25 protein-coding genes and 1 pseudogene are annotated in these 26,192 nt (G+C 45.8%); 20 read left to right on the forward strand and 6 right to left on the reverse strand.

Features of this window, described 5'->3' with window-relative positions:
* Positions 1 to 4: 4 nt before the first annotated feature.
* From LIQ05_RS13855 to LIQ05_RS13865, 3 genes are all read left to right on the forward strand, one after another.
* Entirely contained in the window at positions 5 to 1,516 is a 1,512-nt protein-coding gene (locus LIQ05_RS13855; protein WP_226821496.1) for an AAA family ATPase, read from the forward strand.
* Positions 1,517 to 1,559: 43 nt separating this feature from the next.
* Positions 1,560 to 2,804, forward strand: coding sequence for a transglutaminase domain-containing protein (locus tag LIQ05_RS13860; protein WP_226821498.1), 1,245 nt, complete (start codon positions 1,560 to 1,562; stop codon positions 2,802 to 2,804).
* A 92-nt stretch (positions 2,805 to 2,896) separates the two neighbouring features.
* A complete protein-coding gene (locus LIQ05_RS13865; RefSeq protein WP_226821500.1) occupies positions 2,897 to 4,093 on the forward strand; it encodes a DUF4203 domain-containing protein in 1,197 nt (398 codons plus the stop codon).
* Positions 4,094 to 4,248: 155 nt separating this feature from the next.
* Here the strand turns inward: LIQ05_RS13865 and rfbD are convergent, their stop codons facing one another.
* From rfbD to LIQ05_RS13885, 4 genes are all read right to left on the reverse strand, one after another.
* The gene (gene rfbD, locus LIQ05_RS13870; RefSeq protein ID WP_226821502.1) at positions 4,249 to 5,190 is read right to left on the reverse strand and encodes a dTDP-4-dehydrorhamnose reductase; all 942 of its coding nucleotides are present in this window, start codon (positions 5,188 to 5,190) and stop codon (positions 4,249 to 4,251) included.
* Positions 5,191 to 5,204: 14 nt separating this feature from the next.
* Positions 5,205 to 6,224, reverse strand: coding sequence for a dTDP-glucose 4,6-dehydratase (gene rfbB, locus LIQ05_RS13875; protein WP_021926781.1), 1,020 nt, complete (start codon positions 6,222 to 6,224; stop codon positions 5,205 to 5,207).
* Between the two features lie 135 nt (positions 6,225 to 6,359).
* Entirely contained in the window at positions 6,360 to 7,256 is an 897-nt protein-coding gene (gene rfbA / locus LIQ05_RS13880; RefSeq protein WP_226821504.1) for a glucose-1-phosphate thymidylyltransferase RfbA, read from the reverse strand.
* A 195-nt stretch (positions 7,257 to 7,451) separates the two neighbouring features.
* On the reverse strand, positions 7,452 to 8,648 hold the full coding sequence (locus tag LIQ05_RS13885) for a MerR family transcriptional regulator (RefSeq protein ID WP_226821506.1): 1,197 nt from the start codon (positions 8,646 to 8,648) through the stop codon (positions 7,452 to 7,454).
* 354 nt (positions 8,649 to 9,002) lie between these two features.
* Between LIQ05_RS13885 and LIQ05_RS13890 the strand changes: the two genes are divergently transcribed.
* From LIQ05_RS13890 to LIQ05_RS13925, 8 genes and pseudogenes are all read left to right on the forward strand, one after another.
* On the forward strand, positions 9,003 to 9,743 hold the full coding sequence (locus LIQ05_RS13890; protein WP_226821508.1) for a DUF3825 domain-containing protein: 741 nt from the start codon (positions 9,003 to 9,005) through the stop codon (positions 9,741 to 9,743).
* A gap of 113 nt (positions 9,744 to 9,856) precedes the next feature.
* Positions 9,857 to 10,588 (forward strand): hypothetical protein, encoded by a 732-nt coding sequence (locus LIQ05_RS13895; RefSeq protein WP_226821510.1) that lies wholly within the window; start codon positions 9,857 to 9,859, stop codon positions 10,586 to 10,588.
* 23 nt (positions 10,589 to 10,611) lie between these two features.
* Positions 10,612 to 10,686 (forward strand): annotated as a pseudogene (locus tag LIQ05_RS20710) (hypothetical protein); the annotation flags it as partial.
* Between the two features lie 101 nt (positions 10,687 to 10,787).
* Positions 10,788 to 11,273 carry a DUF4832 domain-containing protein gene (locus tag LIQ05_RS13905; protein WP_318289527.1) on the forward strand — a complete coding sequence of 162 codons (486 nt, stop codon included), beginning with the start codon at positions 10,788 to 10,790 and terminating at the stop codon, positions 11,271 to 11,273.
* Positions 11,274 to 11,324: 51 nt separating this feature from the next.
* Positions 11,325 to 11,561 (forward strand): hypothetical protein, encoded by a 237-nt coding sequence (locus tag LIQ05_RS13910; protein ID WP_226821514.1) that lies wholly within the window; start codon positions 11,325 to 11,327, stop codon positions 11,559 to 11,561.
* Between the two features lie 80 nt (positions 11,562 to 11,641).
* Positions 11,642 to 11,815: a hypothetical protein gene (locus LIQ05_RS13915; RefSeq protein WP_226821516.1), complete on the forward strand. Its 174-nt coding sequence runs from the start codon at positions 11,642 to 11,644 to the stop codon at positions 11,813 to 11,815.
* Complete coding sequence (locus LIQ05_RS13920; RefSeq protein ID WP_226821518.1) at positions 11,803 to 13,413, forward strand: recombinase family protein; 1,611 nt, start codon at positions 11,803 to 11,805, stop codon at positions 13,411 to 13,413. The genes LIQ05_RS13915 and LIQ05_RS13920 overlap by 13 nt, the downstream gene beginning before the upstream one ends.
* Before the next feature lie 96 nt (positions 13,414 to 13,509).
* Positions 13,510 to 14,007, forward strand: coding sequence for a GNAT family N-acetyltransferase (locus LIQ05_RS13925; RefSeq protein ID WP_226821520.1), 498 nt, complete (start codon positions 13,510 to 13,512; stop codon positions 14,005 to 14,007).
* 85 nt (positions 14,008 to 14,092) lie between these two features.
* Here LIQ05_RS13925 and LIQ05_RS13930 read toward each other — a convergent pair whose 3' ends face one another.
* Both LIQ05_RS13930 and LIQ05_RS13935 read right to left on the reverse strand, forming a co-directional pair.
* Complete coding sequence (locus LIQ05_RS13930; RefSeq protein WP_226821523.1) at positions 14,093 to 14,848, reverse strand: ABC transporter permease; 756 nt, start codon at positions 14,846 to 14,848, stop codon at positions 14,093 to 14,095.
* The gene (locus LIQ05_RS13935; RefSeq protein ID WP_226821525.1) at positions 14,841 to 15,608 is read right to left on the reverse strand and encodes an ABC transporter ATP-binding protein; all 768 of its coding nucleotides are present in this window, start codon (positions 15,606 to 15,608) and stop codon (positions 14,841 to 14,843) included. The genes LIQ05_RS13930 and LIQ05_RS13935 overlap by 8 nt, the downstream gene beginning before the upstream one ends.
* 162 nt (positions 15,609 to 15,770) lie before the next feature.
* Here LIQ05_RS13935 and LIQ05_RS13940 point away from each other — a divergent pair, with 162 nt between their 5' ends.
* From LIQ05_RS13940 to LIQ05_RS13980, 9 genes are all read left to right on the forward strand, one after another.
* Positions 15,771 to 16,808, forward strand: coding sequence for a lysylphosphatidylglycerol synthase transmembrane domain-containing protein (locus tag LIQ05_RS13940; protein ID WP_226821598.1), 1,038 nt, complete (start codon positions 15,771 to 15,773; stop codon positions 16,806 to 16,808).
* A 44-nt stretch (positions 16,809 to 16,852) separates the two neighbouring features.
* Entirely contained in the window at positions 16,853 to 17,470 is a 618-nt protein-coding gene (locus LIQ05_RS13945; RefSeq protein WP_226821600.1) for a CDP-alcohol phosphatidyltransferase family protein, read from the forward strand.
* A gap of 150 nt (positions 17,471 to 17,620) precedes the next feature.
* Complete coding sequence (locus LIQ05_RS13950) at positions 17,621 to 18,502, forward strand: phosphatidylserine decarboxylase (protein WP_226821528.1); 882 nt, start codon at positions 17,621 to 17,623, stop codon at positions 18,500 to 18,502.
* Positions 18,471 to 19,124 (forward strand): epoxyqueuosine reductase QueH, encoded by a 654-nt coding sequence (locus LIQ05_RS13955; RefSeq protein WP_226821530.1) that lies wholly within the window; start codon positions 18,471 to 18,473, stop codon positions 19,122 to 19,124. The genes LIQ05_RS13950 and LIQ05_RS13955 overlap by 32 nt, the downstream gene beginning before the upstream one ends.
* Positions 19,125 to 19,315: 191 nt before the next feature.
* Positions 19,316 to 20,695, forward strand: coding sequence for an argininosuccinate lyase (gene argH, locus LIQ05_RS13960; RefSeq protein WP_226821532.1), 1,380 nt, complete (start codon positions 19,316 to 19,318; stop codon positions 20,693 to 20,695).
* A gap of 198 nt (positions 20,696 to 20,893) precedes the next feature.
* Positions 20,894 to 21,979: an aspartate-semialdehyde dehydrogenase gene (gene asd, locus LIQ05_RS13965; RefSeq protein ID WP_226821534.1), complete on the forward strand. Its 1,086-nt coding sequence runs from the start codon at positions 20,894 to 20,896 to the stop codon at positions 21,977 to 21,979.
* A gap of 177 nt (positions 21,980 to 22,156) precedes the next feature.
* Positions 22,157 to 23,227, forward strand: a complete 1,071-nt coding sequence (selD, locus tag LIQ05_RS13970; RefSeq protein ID WP_226821536.1) for a selenide, water dikinase SelD — start codon at positions 22,157 to 22,159, stop codon at positions 23,225 to 23,227.
* Positions 23,228 to 23,314: 87 nt separating this feature from the next.
* Complete coding sequence (locus LIQ05_RS13975; protein WP_226821538.1) at positions 23,315 to 24,070, forward strand: formate/nitrite transporter family protein; 756 nt, start codon at positions 23,315 to 23,317, stop codon at positions 24,068 to 24,070.
* A 1-nt stretch (position 24,071) separates the two neighbouring features.
* Positions 24,072 to 26,120 (forward strand): DNA topoisomerase, encoded by a 2,049-nt coding sequence (locus LIQ05_RS13980; RefSeq protein WP_226821540.1) that lies wholly within the window; start codon positions 24,072 to 24,074, stop codon positions 26,118 to 26,120.
* Positions 26,121 to 26,192 lie beyond the last annotated feature (72 nt).

Below are 26,192 nucleotides of genomic sequence, written 5' to 3' on the forward strand. Positions count from 1 at the left end.
CATTATGAATATCAAACGAGCAAAAGAAGAGATACGCAACACCATAGAGGCCTATCTTTTAAAAAATAAATATGGGGAATATGAGATCCCCACCATGGCCCAGCGTCCGATCTTCCTCATTGGAGCGCCAGGAATCGGTAAGACGCAGATTATGGAGCAGATTTCCAGAGAGTGTAAGGTAGGGCTGGTGTCCTATACGATCACCCACCATACCAGACAGAGTGCCATTGGCCTGCCTTTTATTTCAAAGAAAGAATTTGATGGTAAAGAGATGGCTGTGACAGAATATACCATGAGTGAAATCGTGGCATCCATCTATGAGAAAATCCAGGAATCCGGCCTTCGGGAAGGAATTCTGTTTATTGATGAGATCAACTGTGTTTCCGAGACACTGGCTCCTGCCATGCTGCAGTTCCTTCAGTGCAAAACCTTTGGAAGCCATAAGATCCCGGAGGGATGGCTGATCGTGGCAGCAGGAAATCCGCCGGAATATAACAAATCTGTCCGGGAATTTGACGTGGTGACCATGGACCGTGTGAAGAAGATTCTGGTAGAGCCGGATTTTGACGCATGGAGAGAATATGCTTATGCAAGAGGCATCCATCCGGCGGTGATCTCTTATCTGAATACAAGGCCCTCTAATTTTTATAAGATGGAGAGCACAGTGGATGGCAAGAATTTTGCAACGCCCCGAGGCTGGGAAGACCTGTCCAGGCTAATCCAGGTTTATGAGAAGCTGGACAAGACCGTGGATAAGGACGTGGTAGTCCAGTATATCCAGCATCCCCAGATCGCCAGGGATTTTGCCAACTATCTGGAGCTTTTCTATAAGTATCGTACCGATTATCAGATCGATGAGGTACTAAATGGCCATATTGATGATATTCTGGTGAAAAAAGCAGCGCATGCTTCCTTTGACGAAAAGCTGAGTGTTACCGGACTTCTTCTTTCCAGACTGAATAAAGTCTTTGGAAAGGTACAGGCAGAGGAAGAGAAGCTTGCCACTGTGTTTGATCTGTTAAAAGAAGCCAAAGAGCCTCTTATGGGCGTTCAGAAGGACCAGCCGGTTGTTTATCTGGAGGATGTGAAGAATGGTTATCTGGCAGATTCCGGGATGAAGAAAAAGGCAGGACTTTTGTCCAGAGAGGATCTCCATCATGACCAGCAGGTCCTGGATACTCTGGAGAAGTATGTGCTGAACCTGAAAAAAGAGAACGTTCAGGCTGGCGAAGCTGCCTTTTCCTTTCTCAGAGGCTGGTTTAATGAGGAAAAAGAAGGCTATGAGGAAGACTTTGACCAGGCAGCAAGGCAGCTGGAATACGCCTTTGACTTTATGGAGAGTGCCTTTGCAGGCGGTCAGGAGCTGGTGGTGTTTATCACAGAGCTGAATACCAGCAGCCCGGCGGTTTCTTTCCTTCAGGAGTATTCCTGTGAGAGATATTACCGCTATAATAAAGAGCTTCTGTTTCGGGAAAATACCAGAGACATTCTGGAACGGATCCGCCAGCTGGGATAAAAGTGATTGTTTGCCGGATTTGCAGCAATGATAAGGAGACGGAATGAGAAAAAGAAAACCCTGGAAAATTATTTTTATTATTTTGCTTGTGCTTGCAATTTCCCTGGGCGTATTTATTTATCAGCAGCAGTATGAGTCTTCTGATCTGCTTGTAAAGGTAGGAGAGGGGCTTTTGGACAACGCTCCTGAGATTTTCTCCGGGGAGCCTAAGGAGGTCCGGGATCTGCGGAAACAGGAGGTGGCAGATACAGATACGGAGGGAACCAGTCAGGAATACTATTTTGGGCTGCTGAACGAAGAAGAGCAGCGGGGCTACCGGGAAATGATAGATGGGATCAAGGCAAGGAAGAAGGAATTTTATCTTACCATCTATGATGACGATACGGTCAATAAGGTTTATCATGCAGTTTTGATGGATCACCCGGAGCTGTTCTGGGTACATAACCGGAAGCAGGTGTATAAAACCACCTTCTCAGATGCCAATTATTGCATGTTTTCGCCTGGTTACAGCTATACGGATGAGGAAATACAGGAGATTCAGGCAGCAGCAGAGAATGCCTGTCAGAATGTAAGCACACTGCTTCCGGAAGGCGCCGATGATTACGAAAAGGCGAAAACGGTTTATACGTATCTCATTGACAATGCAGAATATCAGGAATCTGAGGATGACCAGAGTATGGCTGGAATCTTCTGGAAAAAGCAGGCGGTCTGTGCCGGATATGCAGGGGCAGCCCAGTATCTGCTGGAATATCTTGGAGTTCCCTGTATTTATGTGGAGGGAAGTACCGCAGGAAGTACAGAAGGACATGCCTGGAACATTATCACCCTCAATGGGGAGTACTATTATTTTGATGCTACCAATGGCGACCAGCCGGAATTTCTGGAGGGAGATGCGGTTCAGCTTGCAGAGCATAAGACGATCATATATGATTATCTGTGTCCGTTTCCTTCTGAGTATGAGATGACGTACACACCATCTGAGGAGTTTCCGGTTCCGGAATGTACTGCCACAGCCATGAATTTCTATGTGCTGAACCAGGGCTGCTTTGACAGCTATGATTATCAGGAAATTCTTGCATACTGTCAGATGCGGTTAAATAACGGGGCGGCAGTAGTGCGGTTTAAGTTCTCCAGTCAGGAGGCTTTCGACCAGGCGAAGGCAGAATGGATCAACGGAGATGCCATTCAGGAGGCAGCCAGATATTATATGACCTTGTATGGTATGAGTCAGGTAGAGTACCATTATGGAATTCTGGAAAATCTGAAAACGATTTATTATATGTTTTGAAAATCTATCAACCATTAAAAGAATGATTTGCCAGGCGGATTCTGGCAGATGAAGGCTGAAGTGGAATGTGACTTCAGGGAGGAGGTAAAACTATGATTGATATTTTGAAAAATGTGATGAACATTGCAGGAAGAGTACATGACATGCAGATTGCAGGCACCTTATTCATGGTGATTTTTGGAGTGGTGCTTGTGTTTGGAATCATGAATTGTGTTCTTGGTTACCGGCTGCTTAGATTCTGGATGATGATCTTTGGATTTCTGATCGGAGCAGGCATTGGTCTGTTTGCCGTCTATCAGATCGGATTTGGAGAGAAGCTCTACTATGCAGTGGGAATGATTGGTGTGGGATTGATCCTTGCGATCCTTTCCTTTGCGGTGTTTAAGGCTGGTATTTTTATTATGGGTGCTGGAATCGGGCTGACGCTTACGGTTTATATTATCCATCCAACGACCTCCTTTAGCTTTTTTATCTGTCTTCTGGCAGGTGTGGGGCTTGGAATGCTGGCTCTTCGCTATGAGCGGGAAGTGATTATTGTGGGAACCAGTATCTTGGGCGGTATTTTAAGCGGCTTTGCCACAGCCAAGCTGGCCAATATGGAAGAAATCCCCTTTGGAATCATCTTTTCCGTTGGTTTTGCCCTTGTAGGAATGCTGATCCAGTTTACGATCAATAAACCGAAATATGAGGATGATTACGACGAGGAAGAGGAAGAAGTGCTCCAGGGAAAGAGAAGAAAAAGAGAAGCTGATGGGGATGAGGAAGAGACAGAGCCAAGGCGCAGATCTTCTAAAGAAAGAAACGAAAAAAATGCAGATAATCGCAGCGGAGAAAAAAGGGCCAGCAGAAACTCTGCAGGTGGTAAAGCTTCCAGAAAGAAACCAGACATGGAAATGGAAACTGGAAAAAGCGGCAGAAGGAAACGTGCAGCTTCTTATGATAACGAGGAATATGATTTCGATGATTCTCCGGCTGCAAGAAGAAAATCCCGTGAGCAGCGCAGAAAACGTCTGGAAGATTACGAACAGGAAGAGGATTACAGCTATGAATCTCCTGAGGAAGAGGCTGACGGCAGATACGCCAGAAGGAACCCGGTAGAGGATCTGGATGATGATCTTTCCAATGCGGATGACGAAGAAATTGATGAGATTCTGGACGAGTATGGTGTGGATGAGGATGATGTGATCGAGGAATATCTGGAAGACTACTATGGCGAGAACAAGAAGAAAAAACAGAAAAGCCAGAAAAAACGAAAAAACGGCGCCAGTCCCTATCAGAAGAGAAGATAATAAAGATTAAAAAACGCAGCTGATTTCAAAATGTTAAAATTGTTATAAAAACAATGCATTTTGAAACCAGCTGCATTTTATTATGCGATTTATGTGAGTGGCGAGCCAAAGTCCATGCCTGCATGAGACCCTTGCGGCTGCCGTGCTAACGAATCCTAAAACTCAATCTCTTTCAGATATCTTGCCAGTGCATCCTGCCAGGTTGGAAGAGGTGTGAAGCCGTTTTCTACCAGCTTCTTCTTATCCAGGCGGCTGTTAAATGGACGGGCAGCCTTGGAAACACCGTACTCAGCAGTGGTAACTGGAAGAACTGTCACTTTATCCTCGGCATACTCGGTATGTCCAAGCTCTACAGCCTGGCGGAAGATTTCCTTTGTGAAATCGTACCAGCTGATATAACCACCCTCATTGGTTGCATGGTAGTAACCGTATTTGTCCGTGAGTATCATATCGATCATCAGGCGGGCAAGGTCATAAGTATAGGTAGGAGTACCGATCTGGTCGTTGACAACCTTTAAGGTATCGTGTGTTTTGGCAACGTTTAACATGGTCTTGATAAAGTTCCTGCCGTTTTTGCCAAATACCCATGCAATACGGATGATGAAGAATTTGTCAACATTGTTATAAACTGCGAGCTCGCCGTCCAATTTGGTCTGGCCGTAAACGTTAAGCGGTTTATAGGCTTTGCAGTCCGGCTCCCATGGAGTGGTGCCCTGGCCGTCAAATACATAGTCTGTGGAAAGATACATCATTTTGATGCCAAGTTTTTTGCAGACCTTTGCAATGTTTTCTGTACCAAGTACGTTTACCTTGCGGACGATTTCCTGCTTGTCCTCATCTTCAGCTGCATCTACAGCAGTCCAGGCTGCACAGTGAACTACACCATCCACACCAGCTTCTGTAATGGCTTTTTCCACGGCAGCAGCGTCTGTAATATCCACAGACACATATGGCATTGTGGTAACTGCAGTTCCGTCCTGGATTCCGCTATACTCCGGGGCAAGGTCAGAGCCTACCCCCTTGTATCCGCGTTTGTTAAGTTCGTTCATTACATCATGACCAAGCTGACCGGCCACACCTGTTACAAACAGTTTCATAAAAACAGCCCTCCTTAGCGGTTGCCGTACATTTTCTCGTAATAATTCTGATATTCTCCGGAAATGATAGTCTCCCACCACTCCTTGTTATCCAGGTACCACTGGATGGTTTTCTTGATACCGTCTGCGAATTTGGTCTCCGGCAGCCAGCCAAGTTCATTGTGGATCTTGGTTGGGTCGATGGCATAACGCATGTCATGCCCCTTACGGTCTGTGACATATGTGATCAGGCTCTCTGGTTTGCCAAGCTCTTTGCAGATAATCTTAACAATGTCAATGTTCTTCATCTCGTTGTGTCCACCAACGTTGTAAACCTCGCCTACACGTCCTTTATGGATGATCAGGTCGATAGCGCGGCAGTGATCTTCAACATACAGCCAGTCACGAACGTTCTCACCCTTTCCATAAACGGGAAGTGGTTTGTCGTTTAATGCGTTGGCAATCATAAGCGGAATCAGTTTTTCCGGGAAATGATATGGGCCGTAGTTGTTGGAGCAGCGGCTGATGGATACTGGAAGTCCATAGGTTCTGTGGTAAGCAAGTACCAGAAGGTCAGCAGAAGCCTTGGAAGAGCTGTATGGGCTGCTTGTGTGGATCGGAGTCTCCTCTGTGAAGAACAGGTCCGGTCTGTCAAGAGGCAGATCTCCGTAAACCTCATCTGTGGAAACCTGATGGTAACGTTTGATTCCGTATTTGCGGCATGCGTCCATAAGAACAGCAGTACCGATAATATTGGTGTTCAGGAACACTTCCGGGTTCTCGATGGAACGGTCAACGTGGCTCTCAGCTGCGAAGTTTACAACCATGTCCGGATGTTCTTCTTCGAAAAGCTTGTAAACAGCCTCGCGGTCTGTGATGCTCTCTTTTACAAAACGGAAATTCGGGTTGTCCATAACTGGTGCCAGTGTGGAAAGGTTACCTGCATAGGTAAGGCAGTCCAGGCAGATGATCCGGTAATCCGGGTATTTTTTTAACATGTGGAAAATAAAGTTGCTTCCGATAAATCCGGCACCGCCGGTAACGATAATGTTCATTTCTTGTTTCTCCTTTGCTTTTTATAGAGCCTGAATATGGTGTGCAGATGGACCATGGTTATATGACAAGCTGCAAAGGCTGTTCAGGCTGTCAGGGGGTCGATAAAAAAATAAAGTGTATAAGTGAATTATTGCTTAGTGCAGCACATCCATATACTTGCCATCCAGTACATCCTTCAGATACTGGCCGTACTGGTTTTTCTTCAGCACGTTGTAAACTTCCATAACCTCTTCTTTGGAAATCCAGCCGTTTAAGTATGCAATCTCCTCCAGGCAGGCAATCTTACGATGCTGATGTGTTTCTACCGTTTTTACAAAGTTGGTAGCATCTACAAGGCTTTCGTGCGTACCAGTGTCAAGCCATGTGAAGCCCTGTCCCAGAAGCTCTACATTTAACTGGCCTTTTTCCAGGTAAATACGGTTCAGGTCTGTGATCTCAAGCTCTCCGCGGGCACTTGGTTTTAGGTTCTTTGCATATTCTACCACCTTGTTGTCATAGAAGTAAAGTCCGGTTACACAGTAGTTGCTCTTCGGTTTCGCTGGCTTCTCCTCGATGGAAATTGCCTTGCCTTCCTGGTCGAATTCTACAATACCGAAACGCTCCGGATCGTCTACATAGTAGCCGAATACAGTAGCACCTTTTCCTGTGCTTGCATTTTCAACAGCGGCTTTCAGACGTTTTTTTAGGCCGTGTCCTGCGAAAATATTATCTCCGAGAACCATGGCTACGGTGTCATTTCCAATAAATTCTTCACCGATGATAAAGGCCTGGGCAAGTCCATCCGGGCTTGGCTGTACGGCGTAGGTAAGATGAACGCCGAACTGATGTCCGTCACCAAGAAGATCCTTGAAACGGGGAGTATCCTGTGGTGTGGAAATGATCAGGATATCGCGGATTCCTGCGTTCATAAGAACGGAGAGGGGATAGTAGATCATTGGTTTATCATAAATTGGAAGCAGCTGCTTGGAGGTAACCATGGTTAACGGGTAAAGTCTGGTACCGGATCCACCGGCTAAAATAATTCCCTTCATAATATCATTCTCCTTTTGTGGAATTATGTTACGGCTTATATAATATAGAAACCGTAACAGATCTGATGGTGTCAGGGACGTAATTGCTCAGCCGTCCGTGAATACTGTTGGTACAGCGATTCTATTGCCCTGACCGGTGTCTGTGAATGTATTATAAAAGGTTACCTTACGTCACCTTCAAGGGCTTTTTCAAAATTATTTTAAGTTTGTTACTTTTTCACAAAGAAATACTCCGGCATCCTTGGTAATATGGAAGCCATTTTCTGTTTTCTTCTTAACAAGAGCCCGAAAATCCTTGTAACGGTCCGGCAGGTACTGATTTTGGTTGCCGTGGCAGGATAGAATATAGGAGATAAGCGGCTCTGCATCGGTGACGATCAGCTCATCTTCATATGTCTTCCATGTGATCTGCTGAAAATAAGGGGAAAGGATCTGGGCTCCGTTTTCCCGTCCGAAGCGCTCGTACAGTTTGTCTGCAGAAAGAGCGATCCGCTCGTCAAAGGACTGGACCAGAAGACTGACCTCCCGCATGTGCCGGGAACCATAGGTGCTGCAAAGAAAACGGCCTCCTGGCTTCAGCAGCTTCTGGACATTCTGGCAGACCTTTCCAATATCCTCACAGTAAAAGAGAACATGGTTGGCGATTACCAGGTCGAAGGTTCCAAGTCTTGCCGGAATGGTATGGCAGTCAAAGGCTTTGAAGGAAAAACGGGAATCGCTGCCTCCGATGGCACGTCTGGCGTCACGAAGCATGCCCTGTGAAATGTCGGACAGGGTGATATGTACCCCCTCAGGCAGCCGTTCCAGATTCTGGGTCCACAATGCACCATCTCCGCAGCCCAGCTCCAGGATGTTCATGCCCTCATGGATCTGGCACTGCCGGAAGATCCATGGAAACCAGCCCTCCTGATTTACGGAATACAGGCTGTGCAGATTGATCCTGGAAGAAATATTGGAAGCGTTCTGGTATTGATTTTTCAGGCTCTTTTCCATAACTGTCAGATGGATCAGATCTAGCATACGGCTCCAGTCTACGGTGTGTTCCTCGGAAATCGCCCGAGCGGTGTCCTTTAAAGTTTTTTCTACCAGCTGCATCTGCTCGATCCGGTCCTGCACCAGCTTCAGCTGTACATTCAGGGCGTTGAGCATAAAGTGGCTGTCCGGATCCTCAATGGTCATCTCCCGGATGTCCTCCAGGGAAAAGCCAAGGTACTTCAAAAGCAGGATCTGCTGAAGTCTGGCGAAATCTCCATCTGTATAAAATCTGGCTCCGGAACCGGAGACAAGAGATGGTTTCAAAATATCGTGCTGATCATAGTAGCGGATGGTCCGCAGGGTTACCCCGGACATCCGGGCAAACTGACCAGAAGAGTAGTAGCCCTCTTTTTTCACAAAAATACCTCCCGGGCGGAATGCTTTGATGCGGTGTTCCAACCCTGTATATGCAATTTATTATAGGTGAAAAATTGCCTGGATGCAATGAAAATTGAATGGCTGCCATTTACACCCACGGAATGTTTCCAGTGAACCGTAATGGCTGTCATCTTCTGTCGGAAAGAGGCGAACGCTTTTTCTTGTACTTTTGACGGGCGTGTGCTACCCTTTAAGCAAGGTCGGTGAGACCAGAGAATATTCTTGGTTACTGGTTCGCTGGTGGACCGTAACGATTCTTGTAAACTGGCAGTTCTGCCAGCTTTTTTCCACAATAAAATGTAAAGAGGAGAAGAAAATGGACAGGAGGTTAAAATGAACCTATTCGATTTTACATACTGCGGAAACTATAACCGCCAGATACAGAATCTGGCCAGGATATCCCCGGAAAAGTGGAGCTTTGGAGAATCCGGGGATTATGGGATTTTAAAAGGATATCTGGAAAACACATTCCGCAGACTGTATGAAGAAGGAAAAGTGACAGAAGAAAAAGAATATGCACTTTTTCACACAGGACTCTTTAATCAGTATTATCAGCCGATTTACGCCTATTTCGTACCCAATGTTGTGCCAGACAGACAGAAATGGTATCTGGAAGGATTTTATACCGACTACTCACTTTTAAAAATTAAAATCAGAGATCTGCCTCCCAGGGCAAGTTATGTGGAAAATCCTTCGGATCTGGTGTTTGATACAAAGCTGCCGGTGGTTCCCCAGTATGAGCATATATTTGATGATGAGGAGAATGTGAGAAGACTGCCAGGCGCAGTCCGGGAAAGCGGCATGCGGGTGCAGCTTTTTGACGGAGCCCTGCAGCAGACCAGACGGATTCTGGAGTCTGACTATAAGGCTGCCATCCCCCAGTATTACAATCATTCCATTCAGCTTCTGATCCCCATCTGCCTGCAAAATCCCGGTATTCCGGATCTGGCGCTGGCCTGTATGAAAACTCCAGACGGGACCAAATATCTTGGGCGTACCTGCCTGACACTTCGGATGGCGTACCACAATGCAAGACTTCTGGCCCGGCTGGATGGGAGCTGGCTGCGGGCGTAGCCGTTGTAACTGTGAAAGAACTGTGACTTTATCCTGGAAAGTCTGTTCAAAATATGAAAAACGTGTTACAATTAAAAAATATTACGGAAGAGAAGCAGAGCACGGGAGAACATATGAGAATCGAGTTAAAAGACGAAAACCAGGAAGAACCGCAGAAAATCGACGAGAACGACATCCGGTACAAGCACGAATCGGACCTGACCAAGAAGGAGAAGCGGGAGCTTGAGAAGATGAAGCTGTCCAGCATGGGACTGGGAGGCAGGCTTCAGTATATCTGGGCATATTATAAGCCACAGATGGCAGCTGTGGTGGCGGTGATCGCCCTTGCCTTTTTTGTAAAAGATATGTACCAGAATTCCAAGATCCACACAGCCCTTACCGTTATGGTAATTGATTCCTACGGAATGAAACAGGAAGAAGCCGAGGAAAAGGTGCAGGAAGCCCTGGAGATCCAGGACGATCCCTATGAGGTTGTCACTGTGGATGAAAGCCTGCGCACCGGCGAAGACGGAGTGGCGCTGGAATCTTACAGCCAGATGGCATTTACCACCAAGGTGGCGGCTGGGGCAATGGATGTGTTGATTGGTTCTGAGGATTATATGGCTGGATTCCAGAATAAGGATGAGTATTTTATGGATCTGACAGAGCTTTTGCCAGAGGACGTTTATCAGGCTTTTGGCGAGCAGGAGGATAAATACAGCATCACCATCACTTCTGATCAGCTGGCAAGCGACCTGGAAGTAGCCTATGAACCGATTCAGATCGGTATCCTGGCAAATTCCGGGAATGTAGAAAATGCAGTGAAATGGCTGACAAAGCTTGCATCTGAACTAGAGCCTGTTTGAAAAATCATTCCTGCAATCTGCACGCCCCACTTTGCGGTATATTTTGCAGAAAGCCTTTTTCAAACATACTCTGGCATAAAGAAAGAGGGAACGTGTAAAAAGTGACACGTTCCCTCTTTTAAGGTGTTAACAGTTACCTTTTCCCTATCATTTTTTCAGATAATGTTTTTCAATAAATGCGAGAATCCCATAAAGGATCATGGCAATCATACACAAAATCACAATGGACATCAGTACCCAGGTAAGCTTGAAGAAGCGAAGACACATTCTGAAAGAAAAAAAAGAGGGATATGAGAAGTTGCTTTCGAATATGGGGTACCGTTTGTGGATTTCAGAGGCTGTCTGGAAAAATGAGGGACAAAGGGATTGCCTGCGGCTGAGCTGGAATAACGATGGGGTTGCCCCGTTTTATCAAAACTGGCCGGTATATCTGTATCTGGAGGATCCATCTGGAAAACTGGAAGAAAAGGCAGCGGTGAATATGCTTCTTTCTTCTGTTTTGCCTGAAACACAGCTTATTACGAAGACCGTATTTGAAACCAAAGATGTCCCGGCACTTTTGGAGAATGGATATACGCTGGCTGTTGGAATGGAAGATCCTATGACAGAAAAACCAGGCGTCAGACTGGCGATGGACTGTATTTACCAGGATGGTAAAAATGTGCTGTGGAAAATTGAAAAATGAAAGAATTGCCAGCTTCTGGCATTAAAGAAAAATTTATAAGAGAGGTAAAAAATGTCAGAGAAAACAGTAAAATACGAATATGAATATGGATTGTGCAAAAGAATGCATTACCGTGGGCTTTGGTGTGTGCGCTATGAAGGCATGCCTGGACATTTTGAGAAAGCGGGAATGGCCTGTGTCTGTGCAGTGGATGGATGTGATAAGGACTGTGCAGTACTGGAAACGGCTGACCCGGTGATCGACCCGGAATGGGAGTGGCACATGCTGGATAAGCCGCCAGTGGGATAGACGGTAAAAACGCAATCCTTGTGACAGGAAAAGTGGAAGCTACATAATATAAAACAAGGTTTATCAGCTGGTGATGACATATGTGTTTATCGGAATTCCGGAAGCCAGAATCCTTTGCTTTGGCAAAAGAACAGAAAGTCCTTGAGAAGCTTGTGGATATCCTGACAGAGGAAAACCAGATCACCCTAGCAGAAGGGGTGGGCTTGAAAGAAAGAATAAAGAAATATGGAGGCACTTTAAGATGCGGGCGGTGATTTACTGCCGGTGCAGCACAGAGGAAGAGTGCCAGAGGGACGCCCTGATAAGACAGGCGGCAGAGGCAAGAGAATGCGTCCGCCGCCTGAACTGGTCTTTGGAGGACGAATATATCGAGAGCCGGTCCGGTACCAGCACCAGAGGAAGAGAACAATACCAAAGACTTTTTGCAGATCTTCTTAGAGATAGGTTCGAGATTGTGGTGATAAAATCCCAGGACAGACTGATGCGGAACACCCGGGACTGGTATATTTTTATTGACCGTCTGGTAACAAGTGGAAAGCAGCTGTATCTGTATCTGGAAAACCGTTTTTACAATAAGGACGATGCACTGATCACTGGTATTAAGGCAATTCTGGCTGAGGAATACAGCCGGGAGTTAAGCAGAAAGATCAACAATGCCCACCGGAACCGCCAGAAAACAGGAAGCGCCCTGATGCTTACCTCCAATACCTATGGATTCCGGAAAATGCCGGACAAAAGCCTGGTGCTTGTGGAAGAAGAAGCCGCAGTGAAAAGAAAAATGTATGAGCTTTGTGCTGCTGGATTGGGCAGCAGAAGGATTTCCCGGATTTTGCTGGAAGAGGGAATCCGAAAACGCAATGGAAATCCCTTTTCGGATTCAGATATCCGCCGTATGATCCGGAACCCTATTAACAAGGGGACTGTAGTGATGAATCGGAAACATTATGATTTTGATACCAGAAAGACAGTGAAAAATCCGGAAGAACAGTTTTTCATTTACGAAAAATGCATTCCGGCTATTGTTCCGGAGGAATTGTGGGAAGCCGCAAACCGGGAAATAGATAGAAGAAGGAACATTCCGGAAGAACGGGAAAATGTGGAATATGGGAGAAACAAAGGAAAGTATACTTTAAGTGGAAAACTGGTCTGTGGTCTTTGCGGAGCGCCTTTTTACAGGACCACAAGAAGACGGAAAAAGGATTTGGTCCATGAATGGAAGTGCAGGACCTATCTGGAACAAGGGCGGAAAAAGGAGGGCAGGACAGGAGGTTGTGAGAATATTCATTTAAAAGAACCGGTCCTTTTTTCTGTTCTGGAAAATATGGACCTGGAGGAACACGTATTTTTTGCAGAAGCAAATAGTTCCCTGCGCTTATCTGCGGAATCAGGATCCAGCCTGTCAGAACCTGCGCTTATAGAAGCTTTTGTGCAAATTATGAAAGAATGTCTGGAAGAACAGGAAAAGAGCGCACGAAAGAATCTGGAACAGACAGAGAAAAAGATCAAGCATCAGCAGCGGCTCCTTCTGGATAAATATCTGGAAGGAATCATAGAAGAGCCGGTTTTCAGGGAAAAACAATATGAATTGCAGCGAAAATTAGAAAAAAGGATCCAGAAACCGGTGGAACGTGCAGAAAAGCATGGGCAGAATCTGGTACAGAATAACGGCGTGCCGGATCGTCCAGGACAGATCCGGCAATTCCTGGAGCAGGATCATTCCATTTCCAAAGCCTGTACCTTGTGTCTGCTGGAAGAAATAGAAAAGATCCGGGTTTATCCAGACCGCCTGGAACTGGTGCAAAAAGGTGGAAAATCCATTATTGCGGTGAAGATTTCCCATATGCTATACTAAAAAAACATATGGCAGCAAACTGGCCTGTTTATACAGGCTGGATTAAAAATGCCAATAACATATAGAAGCGAATGAAATCATATGAGGAGCATATCTATGAATATTAGAAAATCTACTGTACAGGATCTTCCGCAGATCCTGGAGTTATACAAAATCGCAAGAGAATTTATGAAAAACAATGGCAATCCCAACCAGTGGGAGGACCGTTATCCCGAGGTTTCCACTGTAGAGAATGATGTGAAACAAGGCATTTCCCATGTATGTGAGGAAAACGGGAAGATCGTAGGAACGTTTGTGTTTTTTATTGGGGAAGATCCTACGTACCGTGTGATCGAAAACGGGGCATGGCACAGCCGGCAGAAGCCATACGGAGTTATTCACAGGGTAGCTTCCGATGGAGAAACAAGAGGCGTAACGAAAGCTGCTTTTTCCTATGGTATGGAGAAATGCGGATATCTGCGCATTGACACCCATGAAGATAACAAACCAATGCAGGGAGCACTGAAGAAGTTTGGATTTCGGGAATGCGGCATCATCCATCTGGAAAGAGGGGCTGAGCGGATCGCCTTTGACTGTCTGAAAGAATGGATCTGAAAATTTGTAAATTTTATATCCTTTTTTGAAGACATACAGGAATGCGCTTCGTTATAGTAGAGTGGAAAGAAAAGAGAAAAGCAGTTTACCAAGAATTGCATAGAAACAGAGAATTGGAAAAGCAAAAAATCAGAATGCGTACCTGCTGGAATGTCTGGCTGCCATATATGATCAGGTAGCCAAGTCCCTGTCTGGCTCCGATGAATTCTCCAATGATCACACCCACCAGGCAAAGTCCGATGTTCACCTTCATGTTTGCCAGAATGAGGGGGACAGAGGAAGGCAGAACAATTTTTAACAGCTCTTCCTTTTTGCCGCCGCCCAGGGTACGGATCAGTTTTAACTTTTCCTGGCTGATCTCCCCAAAGCCAGTGTAAAGGTTCAAAATGGATCCGAAGATGGCAACGGACATACCAGCTACAATAATGGTGCGCTGGCGAGCCCCTAGCCATACGATCAAAAGCGGTGCCAGAGCGGATTTGGGAAGACTGTTCAGAACCACCAGATAAGGCTCCAGCACTTTTGCAAGCCGGGGACATCCCCATAGCAGAATGGAAATACCAAGTCCAAGTATCACTACGAAGAAGAAACTAAGAAGAGTTTCTTTAAGTGTGGCACCGATGTGGACAAAAAGGGACTGATCTTTTGCCATTTCCCAAAAGGTTTTGAAGATCATGGAAGGACTGCTGAAGATAAAGGAATCGATCCAGCCCATCCTTGCGGTGATCTCCCATTGTGTAAGAAAAATAAGAAAGACCAGAAGCCTTGCGCTTATCACCAGGCGACGGTCCCTTTTCTGACGGGCAAGATATGCTTTTTGCGCGTGGGAGAGTTCATGCATTCTGATTCAGCTCCTTCCAGATCAGGTTAAAGTAGGATTTGAAAGCCGGGGCATTTCTTGAGGTAAGAGGTGTACGGTCTTTCATATTCAGGTCGATGGGTATGATCTTTACCACAGTGGCTGGACGGTGGGAAAGGATTAGTATCCGGTCAGCCATGCTGATGGCTTCGGAAATATCGTGAGTGACAAGAATTGCCGGCTTCTTTTGCTTTTTCAGGATTTTTCCAATGTCATCACTTACGTTTAGCCTTGTCTGGTAATCAAGGGCTGAGAAGGGCTCGTCAAGGAGCAGAAGGTCAGGCTTCAGTGCCAAAGTGCGGATCAGTGCCGCCCGCTGGCGCATACCGCCGGAGAGCTGGCTTGGACGCTGGTTACGGAATTTGTCCAGCTCATAGAGCTTTAACATGTGGTCCACATAAGAAAGATTTTTCTTCGTAAGCTCCCCGCGGATTTCCAGACCAAGGAGAACATTGCGGTAAATGCTGCGCCACTCCAGAAGATGATCCTTCTGGAGCATATAGCCAATGCGGGCGCTGTCCCCGCTTATAGGATTTCCATTCATAAGAATGGTACCCTGTTCAGCGGTAAGAAGTCCGCAGATCAGATTCAGAAGCGTGGACTTTCCACAGCCAGAAGGCCCCACAACTGCCAGGAACTCTTCTGGCATCAGTTCAAAGGATATATGAGAAAGGGCAGCTGTCTCCCCAGATAGGCTATGGTAAGAAAGACTCACATCCTTCACTTCCAGAAGCGGATTCATAATCAAACCTCCATTTTTGTATAATTTATGATATGCTTTTGGAATAGGGTGTGTTATACTATAGAAGTGTATCTGTGCTGCGTACAGATACGCTGCGATGCGCGGACACAAAAAGTGGGGTTCGTAATTTTCGTATCGACAATTTTTTAGAAAGAAAATAAGATTATGAGCAAAAAGCAAACGGTTCTTAACCTGTTATTTCTGGTAATCGTTTTCGGGCTTACTATGTACCTGATTTTTCGTGGTAAGGATATCGGGGATATTATCAGCACTGCAAGGGAAGCAGATGGAAGATACCTGCTTCTGAGTCTTGTGTGCGTGGTACTTTTTATCCTGGGCGAATCGGTTATCATTTTTTATATGATGAAAACTCTTGGAGCCAGTGTGAAGATGAGCCACTGTGCATTGTACTCTTTTGTAGGATTTTTCTTCAGCTGCATTACCCCGTCTGCTTCAGGCGGACAGCCAATGCAGATTTTCTATATGAAAAAGGATAAGCTGCCCATTCCGGTCACCACGCTGGTCCTGATGATCGTCACCATCACTTATAAAGCAGTGCTGGTTGTGATCGGTATTTTGATCTGTCTTTTAGGCGGAGATTTCTTGAGAGGCTATCTGGGAGATTATATGTGGGTGTTTTATCTTGGCGTAGGGCTGAATGTGTTCTGCGTTACCTTTATGCTGATACTGGTGTTTGCTCCCGGTCTGGCTAAATGGATCATGGTAAAAGGCCTGAAGATCATTGAGCATATCCGGATCCTGAAGCCGAAGAAGACCAGACTGGAAAAGCTGGAGGCTTCCATGGACCAGTATCATGAGACGGCGGCTTTCTGGGCCAGCCATAAACGGATTATACTGAATGTATTTATCATTACATTTGTACAGCGGTGTATTCTGTTCACGGTAACCTACTGGGTATATCGTGCCCTGGGACTTCATGAGTATGGAATCCTGACCATTACTATTTTACAGGCGGTGATTTCCGTATCGGTTGATATGCTTCCGCTTCCGGGAGGTATGGGAATCAGCGAGACATTATATATGGTGATGTTTGTGCCAGTATTTGGACAGCTTCTTCTGCCATCCATGCTGCTCAGCCGTGGAATTGCCTATTATGGGCAAATGCTGATCAGCGCGCTGATGACGTGCGTGGCACATCTTACCATTGGACGGAAAAACAGAGAGATACAAGGAAGTTAACAATTGCTATGAAGGAAGAACGTTTTGAAAAGGAGAAACAGGATATGCTTGGATTTTATGATTATACAGTGGTGCTTACTTACATAAGCCTTACCATTTCCGTATTTGGAATGACAAGGGCGCTTGCAGGAAACTTTAAGGTTGCGATTTTATGTCTGGCGTTGTCCGGACTTTGTGATATGTTTGACGGCAAAATTGCCCGCACAAAGAAGAACCGGACAGAGGATGAGAAGAAATTCGGGATCCAGATCGATTCTCTGTGTGATGTGGTATGCTTCGGCGTATTTCCGGCAATGCTCTGCTATTGTCTGGGAATGGACCGGATTCCGGGAATCATTATTCTCTGTCTGTACTGTGTAGCGTCTGTGATCCGTCTTGCTTATTTTAACGTAATGGAAGAAAAAAGACAGAATGAGACTTCCGAGCTGCGCCAGTATTACCAGGGGCTGCCCATCACCTCTATGGCGATCATCCTGCCGTTTCTGTATCTTCTTCGCAGAGGCTGCGGAAATAATTTCCTGCTGGTGATCCATGTAGCTGTGATAGTAGTGGGTGTGCTGTTTGTTACGGATTTCAAGGTGAAAAAGCCCCAGAATCCAATGGTGATCCTTCTTGTGGCGCTTGTGGCACTGGCGCTTTCCATGATGTTCCATCTGCTGTAAATATAGGCAGAAAAGTTTTGCCCCGGCAGATTGCAAAGGTGGCCAGGGTGCATAGGATAGTTCGCAGCAGGTGAATGGAACAGCAATGGAGATTACGTGAAGAGCGGCTGGAAAACAGATACATATGATTTTGGGAGTCCAGGAGGTACTATGAAATATATTGACAGAAAAGGAAATATCACTATAGAAGAGAACGGACAGGATAAGTTTCTGCGCCATTTATATAATGACTGGGGCGGTCGTCTCTGTGTGAAAATCCTGGTGCAGCCATTTGTTACCAGGCTGGGCGGCTGGTTTTTGAACACCAGACTTTCTGCCCGTATGGTCCCTGGTTTTGTGGAGCGGAACAAGATTGACCTTTCTGTTTGTACCACGCAGAAATTTCACTCCTACAATGATTTTTTTACCAGACGGTTAAAAGAGGGACAGCGTCCGGTTGCAGAGGATGAAAGTTTGCTGGTCAGTCCCTGCGATGGGAAGGTTACAGTCAGCCGCATTGGAAGTGATTCCCGTTTTTTCATAAAGGATACCCCTTATACCCTTGAGCGCCTTCTGGAGAACAAAAAACTGGCAGAACGGTATCTGGGCGGTTATGCGGTAATCCTCAGACTGACTGTGGATGATTACCATCATTACTGTTATGTGGCAGATGGGGAGAAATCTCCAGCTGTAAAGATTCCAGGCGTTTTTCATACAGTAAATCCGGCAGCTAATGATGCGTGCCAGATCTACCATGAGAATAGCAGAGAGTACTGTCTGTTAAAAACAAAGCGGTTTGGCACCATCATCATGATGGAAGTGGGTGCCATGATGGTAGGGAAGATCACAAACCTGGAGCCGGGTGCCTGTGAAGTAAAAAAAGGCGAAGAAAAAGGCTATTTTGAATTTGGAGGTTCTACTATCGTTGTGCTTTTACAGCATGGGAAAATAAGGCTGGATGCCGACTTAATAGAGAATTCCGAGAGTGGATATGAAACGATTGTAAGAATGGGTGAGAGAATTGGAAAATGTAAACTACCAAAAAGAGCTTGAGAAATTAATTGAACAGCATCAGAAAGAAGGAAAGGTTCCAAGGCTTTTCCTTCATGCGTGCTGCGCACCCTGCAGCAGTTATGTCCTGGAATATCTTTCCAGGTTTTTTTCTGTTACGGTGTTTTTTTATAATCCTAATATTTCCCCAAAGGAGGAGTATGACAAGCGTGTGGCAGAGATCCGCAGGCTGATCAGCGAGATGGAATTTCTCCATCCGGTAACACTGGTGGAGGGAGCGTATAAACCAGAGGACTTTTACGCTATGGCAAAGGGGTTGGAGGATGTGCCAGAGGGTGGAACACGGTGCTTTAAATGCTATCGCCTTCGAATGGAGGCAGCAGCGAAGCTGGCCAGAGAGGGCGGATACGATTATTTTACCACCACACTTTCCATCAGTCCTTTGAAAAATGCAGGAAAGATCAACGAGATCGGACAGGAGCTTTCCCAGATTTATAAGGTGGAGCATCTACCTTCTGATTTTAAGAAGAAGAACGGTTATAAGCGCTCCATCGAGCTTTCCCACGAGTACGGGCTGTATAGGCAGAATTATTGCGGATGTGTGTTTTCCAAAAAGGAGAGCCTGGAGAGGGAGAAAAAGAAGCAGGAGAACAGCCTGGAATAATATGGGTTTTAGGAATATGGTAAAATTCATTGGGAAAGAGTCTTTGCAATTGAAAAAAAGTGTGATAAACTAGCACTTGATTGTAGTAAAGTTAGAAAGAATTTGCAAAGCGCCGGGGAATATGATCAGATTTCAAATATGGAATACAGATTGGATTTCGGAAGGCTTTTGCAGGAAATGAGGAGAAATATATGGCACAGCTTTGGGGCGGACGCTTTACCAAGGAAACCGACAAACTGGTTTACAATTTTAATGCGTCCATTTCATTTGACCAGAAATTTTATGAGCAGGATATCCGTGGAAGCAGAGCGCATGTAAAAATGCTTGCAAAACAGGGAATCCTGACAGAAGAAGAGAGAGACCAGATCTTAGAAGGCCTGGATGGAATCCTGGCAGATGTAAAGGCAGACAGACTTGCGATCACATCTGAGTATGAGGATATTCACAGCTTCGTGGAAGCAAACCTGATCGACCGTATTGGAGATCCAGGTAAGAAGCTTCATACTGGAAGAAGCCGCAATGACCAGGTTGCACTGGACATGAAGCTTTATGTGCGTGACGAGATCGATGCCATTGACCAGGAAGTGAAAGCGCTCCTTCTGGCACTTCAGAAGATCATGGAGGAGAATATACATACCTATATGCCAGGCTTTACCCATCTTCAGAAGGCACAGCCGGTCACCCTGGCCCATCATGTAGGGGCTTATTTTGAAATGTTCCGCCGTGACAGAAGCCGCCTTTTTGATATTCGTAAGCGAATGAATACCTGTCCTCTTGGTGCCGGTGCTCTTGCAGGAACCACCTATCCTCTGGACAGAGAATATACTGCACAGCTTCTGGATTTTGATGAGCCAACCAGAAACAGCATGGACTCTGTATCTGACAGAGATTACGTGATCGAACTGTTATCAGCCCTTTCTACGATTATGATGCATCTCAGTCGTTTTTCTGAGGAGATCATTCTCTGGAATTCCAATGAGTACCGTTTTGTGGAGATTGATGATGCATACAGCACCGGAAGCAGTATTATGCCCCAGAAAAAGAACCCGGATATTGCTGAGCTGGTAAGAGGAAAAACAGGACGTGTTTATGGAGCACTGACCTCTATGCTGACAACCATGAAGGGGATTCCGCTTGCATACAACAAAGATATGCAGGAAGATAAAGAGCTCACATTTGATGCCATTGATACAGTGAAGGGCTGTCTGGCACTCTTTACCGGTATGGTTTCCACCATGCAGTTTAATAAGGCAAATATGGAAGCAAGTGCGAAGAATGGTTTTACCAATGCCACAGATGCAGCAGATTATCTTGTAAATCATGGAGTGCCTTTCCGTGATGCCCACGGAATCGTGGGACAGCTGGTCCTGAAATGCATTGATAAAGGAATTTCCCTGGATGAGCTGTCTCTTGCGGAGTATAAGGAGATCAGCCCTGTATTTGAGCAGGATATTTATGAAGCCATCAGCATGAAAACCTGCGTGGAGAAACGAATGACTCTTGGTGCACCTGGCCCGGATGTGATGGAAAAGGTGATCGCAGGGAATAAAAAATATCTGGAAGAAAACTAAAGGGCAGGAGAATTCCTTGAATGGTTCTGTGTAAAGTTACCAAAGAATCCTGTTTTATGGGATTTTTTTGGTAATTTGAATGAATTTATTACTTTAATATGATAAAATTCAAGAAAGTACTTGCATTTTTAAAGGACATGGTATAGTATGTCATAGAAATACACATGTACGCAGAGGAAAGAATGAGGAGAGAACGTTATGAGTGAAAAGCTTAGAGTCGGTATTTTAGGTGCTACCGGAATGGTAGGTCAGAGATTTATTTCCCTGTTAGAGAATCATCCCTGGTTTGAGGTTGTAACAGTTGCAGCCAGCCCAAGAAGTGCAGGAAAGACTTATGAGGAAGCTGTAGGCGGCAGATGGAAAATGGATACCCCAATGCCGGAGGCTGTGAAGAAGCTGGTTGTTATGAATGTGAATGAGGTAGAGAAGGTTGCTTCAACAGTTGACTTTGTATTCTCTGCTGTAGATATGTCCAAGGACGAGATCAAAGCCATCGAGGAAGCATACGCCAAGACTGAGACGCCAGTTGTTTCTAACAACAGTGCTCACAGATGGACACCGGATGTTCCAATGGTAATTCCGGAAATCAACCCGGAGCATTTCGAGGTTATCAAATATCAGAAAGAGCGTCTTGGAACAAAGAGAGGCTTTATCGCTGTTAAGCCAAACTGTTCCATCCAGAGCTACGCTCCAGCCCTTACCGCATGGAAGGAGTTTGAACCATATGAAGTAGTTGCGACTACCTACCAGGCAATTTCCGGTGCTGGAAAAACATTCAAAGACTGGCCGGAAATGGAGCATAACATTATTCCATATATCGGTGGAGAGGAAGAGAAGAGTGAGAAAGAGCCTCTTCGTATTTGGGGTAAGGTTGAGGACGGTGTAATCGTTCCAGCTAAGGAGCCTGTTATCACATGCCAGTGTGTTCGTGTGCCGATCCTGAATGGTCATACAGCAGCTGCATTTGTGAAATTCAGAAAGAAACCTACCAAGGAGCAGCTGGTGAAAGCTCTTGTGGAGTTCAAGGGTGTTCCACAGGAACTGAATCTTCCAAGCGCACCGAAGCAGTTCATCCAGTATCTTGAGGAGGATAACCGTCCGCAGGTTACAGAGGATGTAAACTTTGAGAATGGAATGGGTGTGTCTATTGGAAGACTTCGTGAGGATACTGTTTATGACTGGAAGTTTATCGGACTTTCCCACAATACGGTAAGAGGTGCTGCAGGTGGTGCGGTACTTTGTGCAGAGACTCTGAAGGCACAGGGATATATTCAGGCGAAATAAGTAGAAGAAAAGAATGAATTGCAAGGGGAATGCTATCGGGAGTGGTGGCATTCCTCTTTTTTGTTTCCAACTTTCCAACGGATTCGTCGGATAACCAACAGAATCGGAAAACTGACCGTTTACGGAACCGGGGATTCATGTTAAAATAGATAGCACGTTAGAGAAGGAGGTGAGTCCATGAGTGACAGAGAGCGAATCCGTCTTACCCAGTATTCTCATACATCTGGCTGAGCGGCGAAAGTTGGTCCGGGGACCCTTGCCCAGGTTCTGGGTAAGCTGCCGAAGTTTTATGATTCTAATTTACTCGTTGGAACAGAGTCTTCCGACGATGCGGCTGTATATCGCATATCCGATGAACTGGCTATGATCCAGACGGTGGATTTCTTCACGCCGATCGTGGACGATCCTTATACCTTCGGACAGATTGCAGCGGCCAATGCGTTAAGTGATGTGTATGCTATGGGGGGAGAGCCTAAGCTGGCACTGAATATTGCCGCTTTTCCCAATTGTCTTGATCCGGAGATTCTGGGTGAGATCTTGCGTGGTGGTGCAGATAAGGTATTGGAGGCTGGTGCTTCCCTTGCTGGCGGACACACGATCCAGGATGATGAGCCGAAATATGGCTTGTGTGTTACCGGCTTTGTAAATCCAGCTTTTATGTGGAAAAATATTGGAGCCAGGACGGGGGATGTGCTGATCCTTACGAAGCCTCTTGGAACGGGAATCCTTTCTACAGCGGTGAAAGGAGAGATGGCATCCGAGGAAGAAACTGCCTATGCGGCTTCTGTGATGGCGACGTTGAATAAATATGCAAGGGATAAAGTGGCAGACCTTCGGGTTCATGCCTGCACGGATGTGACAGGCTTTGGCCTGGCAGGGCATGCCTTGGAGATGGCGAAGGGAAGTGAGAAGACTTTTTGTATTTCTCTTAGTTCCCTGCCAGTTATGAAAGGTGCGCCTGATTACGCATCTATGGGATTTATCCCGGCAGGTGCATACCGCAACCGTGAATTTGCAGGGGAAGAGTGTGAGTTTGCATGGAAGAATTGTGATGTTGGAAGCAAAGAGAAGCTTTCTGCACGTGAGGATCTCGTCTTCGATCCGCAGACCTCCGGTGGACTACTCCTGAGTATAGCTCCGCAGGATGCGGGAGAGGCAATTAGCAGGCTGTCTTCCTTGTCCCTTCCATGTGCTGTGATTGGACATGTGATTGATTTACAAAAGAAACATCTTGTTTTTGTGAAATAGTTCCTAATTGATAAAAAATATCAACTACTATTGTGAAAAATACGTCAAAGTGCTATAATTGTAAAAAACAAAACGGAGGTGTTTTTTATGAATTATGAAGATGTGCAAAAACTTTCAAACGCGGCCAAAAACAAAATCGGGCTGCTGAACGGCAATTTCCTGAAGTACTTTCTTCGTGCTGTAATGGCGGGCTTCTTTATCGATGTGGCAGTCATTTACAGTAACGTCATAGGAAGCGTATTCTCAGGATCAGATCCGGCATGGGGAAAGTTTTTAGGAGCTATGGTGTTCTCCATTGCGGTTCTTCTGATCAGCCTGGTGGGCGGTGAGCTGTTTACCGGCAATAACATGGTAATGGCATTTGGCGCCTTTGATAAGAGTGTATCCTGGGGGGATGCAGGCAAGGTATGGCTGGTAAGCTACCTTGGCAATTTTGTTGGATGTGCAATATTGGGGCTTCTTTTTGTAGGAGCAGGAGCATCCGGTACAGCAGATTATTTCGCAGGCTTTATCAACAACAAGCTGACAATCCCGATGGGACAGATGTTCATGCGGGCAGTTTTGTGTAACTTCTTCGTATGCCTTGGCGTACTCTGCGGAATCAAGCTGAAAAGTGAAACCGGTAAATTCCTTATGATCGTAATGTGTATCTCCGCATTTGTTTTCAGCGGATTTGAGCACTGCATTGCCAACATGGGAATTTTTGTAGTAAGCCTTGGCCTGGTAGATGGCCTTTCCGTAGGTCTCATGCTGAAGAGCATGCTGATTGTAACCATTGGAAATATGGTGGGAGGCGCTCTTTTACTGGCATGGCCATTAAGAAAGATGAGTGCAGATAAATAATATGTCAAAAGCTTTATACATAGCAGAGAAGCCCAGCGTGGCTCAGGAATTTGCGAAAGCTTTGAAATCTGGCGGCAGAAGACAGGATGGCTATATTGAGTCTGATACCTGCGTGGTGACCTGGTGTGTAGGACATCTGGTCACCATGAGCTATCCTGAGAAATATGATATGAAGTACAAAAGGTGGAGTTTAGATACCCTGCCTTTTTTGCCGCGTGATTTTAAATACGAGGTAATTCCTGGAGTGGAAAAACAGTTCCAGATCGTGAAAGGGCTTTTAAACAGACCGGATATTGATACTATCTATGTGTGTACCGACTCCGGGCGTGAAGGAGAATATATTTACCGTCTGGTAGCACAGATGGCGGGAGTGAAGGACAAGACGCAGAAGCGTGTATGGATCGACTCCCAGACAGAAGAAGAGATTCTTCGTGGAATCCGCGAGGCGAAGGACATTTCCGAATATGACAACCTTGCCGCCGCAGCCTATCTTCGGGCAAAAGAAGATTATTTGATGGGAATTAATTTTTCCCGTGTACTGACCTTGCGCTATGGAAACAGCGTAACCAATTATCTTGGAGGCAAATACCAGGCAATTTCCGTTGGACGTGTTATGACCTGTGTCCTTGGAATGGTAGTCCGTCGGGAGCGGGAGATCCGCGCATTTGTGAAAACACCTTTTTACAGAGTTGTGAGCAGCATTGCTCTTGAAGGAGAAAACTTTGAAGGAGAATGGAAGGCGGTGGAAGGAAGCCGCCATTTCCAGTCCCCTGTTTTATATAAAGAAAACGGCTTTAAGAAAAAAGAAGATGCCGAGAAACTGATCCGTGATTTAAGTGTATGTCAGCCTCTGGCTTGCACAGTAGAGAAAATAGAGAGGAAGAAAGAAAACAAGAATCCGCCTCTTTTATTTAACCTGGCTGAGCTTCAGAATGTCTGTTCCAAGCTGTTCAAGATCAGCCCGGATGAGACTCTTTCTATTGTACAGGATCTATATGAGAAAAAGTTGGTCACTTATCCCAGAACGGATGCCAGGGTTTTATCCACGGCTGTAGCCAAAGAGATTTACAAGAATATTTCCGGTCTCCGGAATTATCCACAGGCTGGGGAAGCTGTTCAGGGCGCATTAGAGCTTGGTGCATACAAAAACATCGCCAAAACACGTTACACCAATGACAAGCAGATAACGGACCATTACGCAATTATTCCCACAGGACAGGGACTTGGCGCACTAAAAGGACTTTCCCTGACTGCCCAGCGGGTGTATGAGACCATTGTAAGACGTTTTTTAAGCATTTTTTATCCACCGGCTGTTTACCAGAAGGTGAGCCTTGTGACGAAAATGGAGAATGAATCTTTCTTTTCTTCCTTTAAGGTTTTACTGAACGAAGGGTATCTGAAGATTGCCACGAATTCTTTTGCGAAGAAGAGTATGCCAGAACCTTCAGGAAAAGCTCCCGAGGGAGATGGAGAAGAGGAGGTTTCCTGTGACGAAGCTTTGTTAGCTGCATTGCAGAAATTGAAAAAGGGTGATATACTAAACATAAATGGTCTTGGTATCAAGGAGGGAGAGACCTCACCGCCAAAACGATACAATTCAGGTTCTATGATCCTGGCAATGGAGAATGCAGGACAACTGATCGAAGACGAGGACCTTCGTTCCCAGATCAAAGGAAGCGGAATTGGCACCAGTGCTACAAGAGCAGAAATCTTGAAGAAATTGTTTAATATCAAATATCTCTCCCTGAATAAGAAGACGCAGGTGATCACCCCGACTCTTCAGGGCGAGATGATCTACGATGTGGTGAACTGTTCCATTCGCCAGCTTCTGAACCCGGAATTGACGGCCAGCTGGGAGAAGGGGCTTACCTATGTTGCAGAGGGCTCGATCACAGAGCAGGAATATATGGATAAGCTGGAGCACTTTGTAAGACTTCGTACCAAACAGGTGGAGGCCAGTAACTTCCAGTATGCGCTACGGCAGTTTTTTGACACAGCGGCGCAGTACTATAAAAAGCCAGAACGGGCAGCAGCTGCGAAAAAACGGTAGATTTGAAAGCAGTACAGCCAAGTTATCGTTTAATGGCAGCACTACGTGTCATGCATAACAATGACATGGCTT

It is taken from the genome of Blautia glucerasea, from assembly GCF_020537505.1.
In the GTDB taxonomy this organism is placed as follows: Bacteria; Bacillota; Clostridia; order Lachnospirales; family Lachnospiraceae; genus Blautia_A.

Bases quoted from the DNA above. Each gene is read 5' to 3' on its own strand.
- LIQ05_RS13855 (WP_226821496.1), top strand. From the start codon at position 5: ATGAATATCAAACGAGCAAAAGAAGAGATACGCAACACCATAGAGGCC.
- LIQ05_RS13860 (WP_226821498.1), top strand. From the start codon at position 1,560: ATGAGAAAAAGAAAACCCTGGAAAATTATTTTTATTATTTTGCTTGTG.
- LIQ05_RS13865 (WP_226821500.1), top strand. From the start codon at position 2,897: ATGATTGATATTTTGAAAAATGTGATGAACATTGCAGGAAGAGTACAT.
- rfbD (WP_226821502.1), bottom strand. From the start codon at position 5,190: ATGAAACTGTTTGTAACAGGTGTGGCCGGTCAGCTTGGTCATGATGTA.
- rfbB (WP_021926781.1), bottom strand. From the start codon at position 6,224: ATGAACATTATCGTTACCGGCGGTGCCGGATTTATCGGAAGCAACTTT.
- rfbA (WP_226821504.1), bottom strand. From the start codon at position 7,256: ATGAAGGGAATTATTTTAGCCGGTGGATCCGGTACCAGACTTTACCCG.
- LIQ05_RS13890 (WP_226821508.1), top strand. From the start codon at position 9,003: ATGAACCTATTCGATTTTACATACTGCGGAAACTATAACCGCCAGATA.
- LIQ05_RS13895 (WP_226821510.1), top strand. From the start codon at position 9,857: ATGAGAATCGAGTTAAAAGACGAAAACCAGGAAGAACCGCAGAAAATC.
- LIQ05_RS13905 (WP_318289527.1), top strand. From the start codon at position 10,788: ATGGCAATCATACACAAAATCACAATGGACATCAGTACCCAGGTAAGC.
- LIQ05_RS13910 (WP_226821514.1), top strand. From the start codon at position 11,325: ATGTCAGAGAAAACAGTAAAATACGAATATGAATATGGATTGTGCAAA.
- LIQ05_RS13915 (WP_226821516.1), top strand. From the start codon at position 11,642: ATGTGTTTATCGGAATTCCGGAAGCCAGAATCCTTTGCTTTGGCAAAA.
- LIQ05_RS13920 (WP_226821518.1), top strand. From the start codon at position 11,803: ATGCGGGCGGTGATTTACTGCCGGTGCAGCACAGAGGAAGAGTGCCAG.
- LIQ05_RS13925 (WP_226821520.1), top strand. From the start codon at position 13,510: ATGAATATTAGAAAATCTACTGTACAGGATCTTCCGCAGATCCTGGAG.
- LIQ05_RS13930 (WP_226821523.1), bottom strand. From the start codon at position 14,848: ATGCATGAACTCTCCCACGCGCAAAAAGCATATCTTGCCCGTCAGAAA.
- LIQ05_RS13935 (WP_226821525.1), bottom strand. From the start codon at position 15,608: ATGAATCCGCTTCTGGAAGTGAAGGATGTGAGTCTTTCTTACCATAGC.
- LIQ05_RS13945 (WP_226821600.1), top strand. From the start codon at position 16,853: ATGCTTGGATTTTATGATTATACAGTGGTGCTTACTTACATAAGCCTT.
- LIQ05_RS13950 (WP_226821528.1), top strand. From the start codon at position 17,621: ATGAAATATATTGACAGAAAAGGAAATATCACTATAGAAGAGAACGGA.
- argH (WP_226821532.1), top strand. From the start codon at position 19,316: ATGGCACAGCTTTGGGGCGGACGCTTTACCAAGGAAACCGACAAACTG.
- asd (WP_226821534.1), top strand. From the start codon at position 20,894: ATGAGTGAAAAGCTTAGAGTCGGTATTTTAGGTGCTACCGGAATGGTA.
- LIQ05_RS13975 (WP_226821538.1), top strand. From the start codon at position 23,315: ATGAATTATGAAGATGTGCAAAAACTTTCAAACGCGGCCAAAAACAAA.
- LIQ05_RS13980 (WP_226821540.1), top strand. From the start codon at position 24,072: ATGTCAAAAGCTTTATACATAGCAGAGAAGCCCAGCGTGGCTCAGGAA.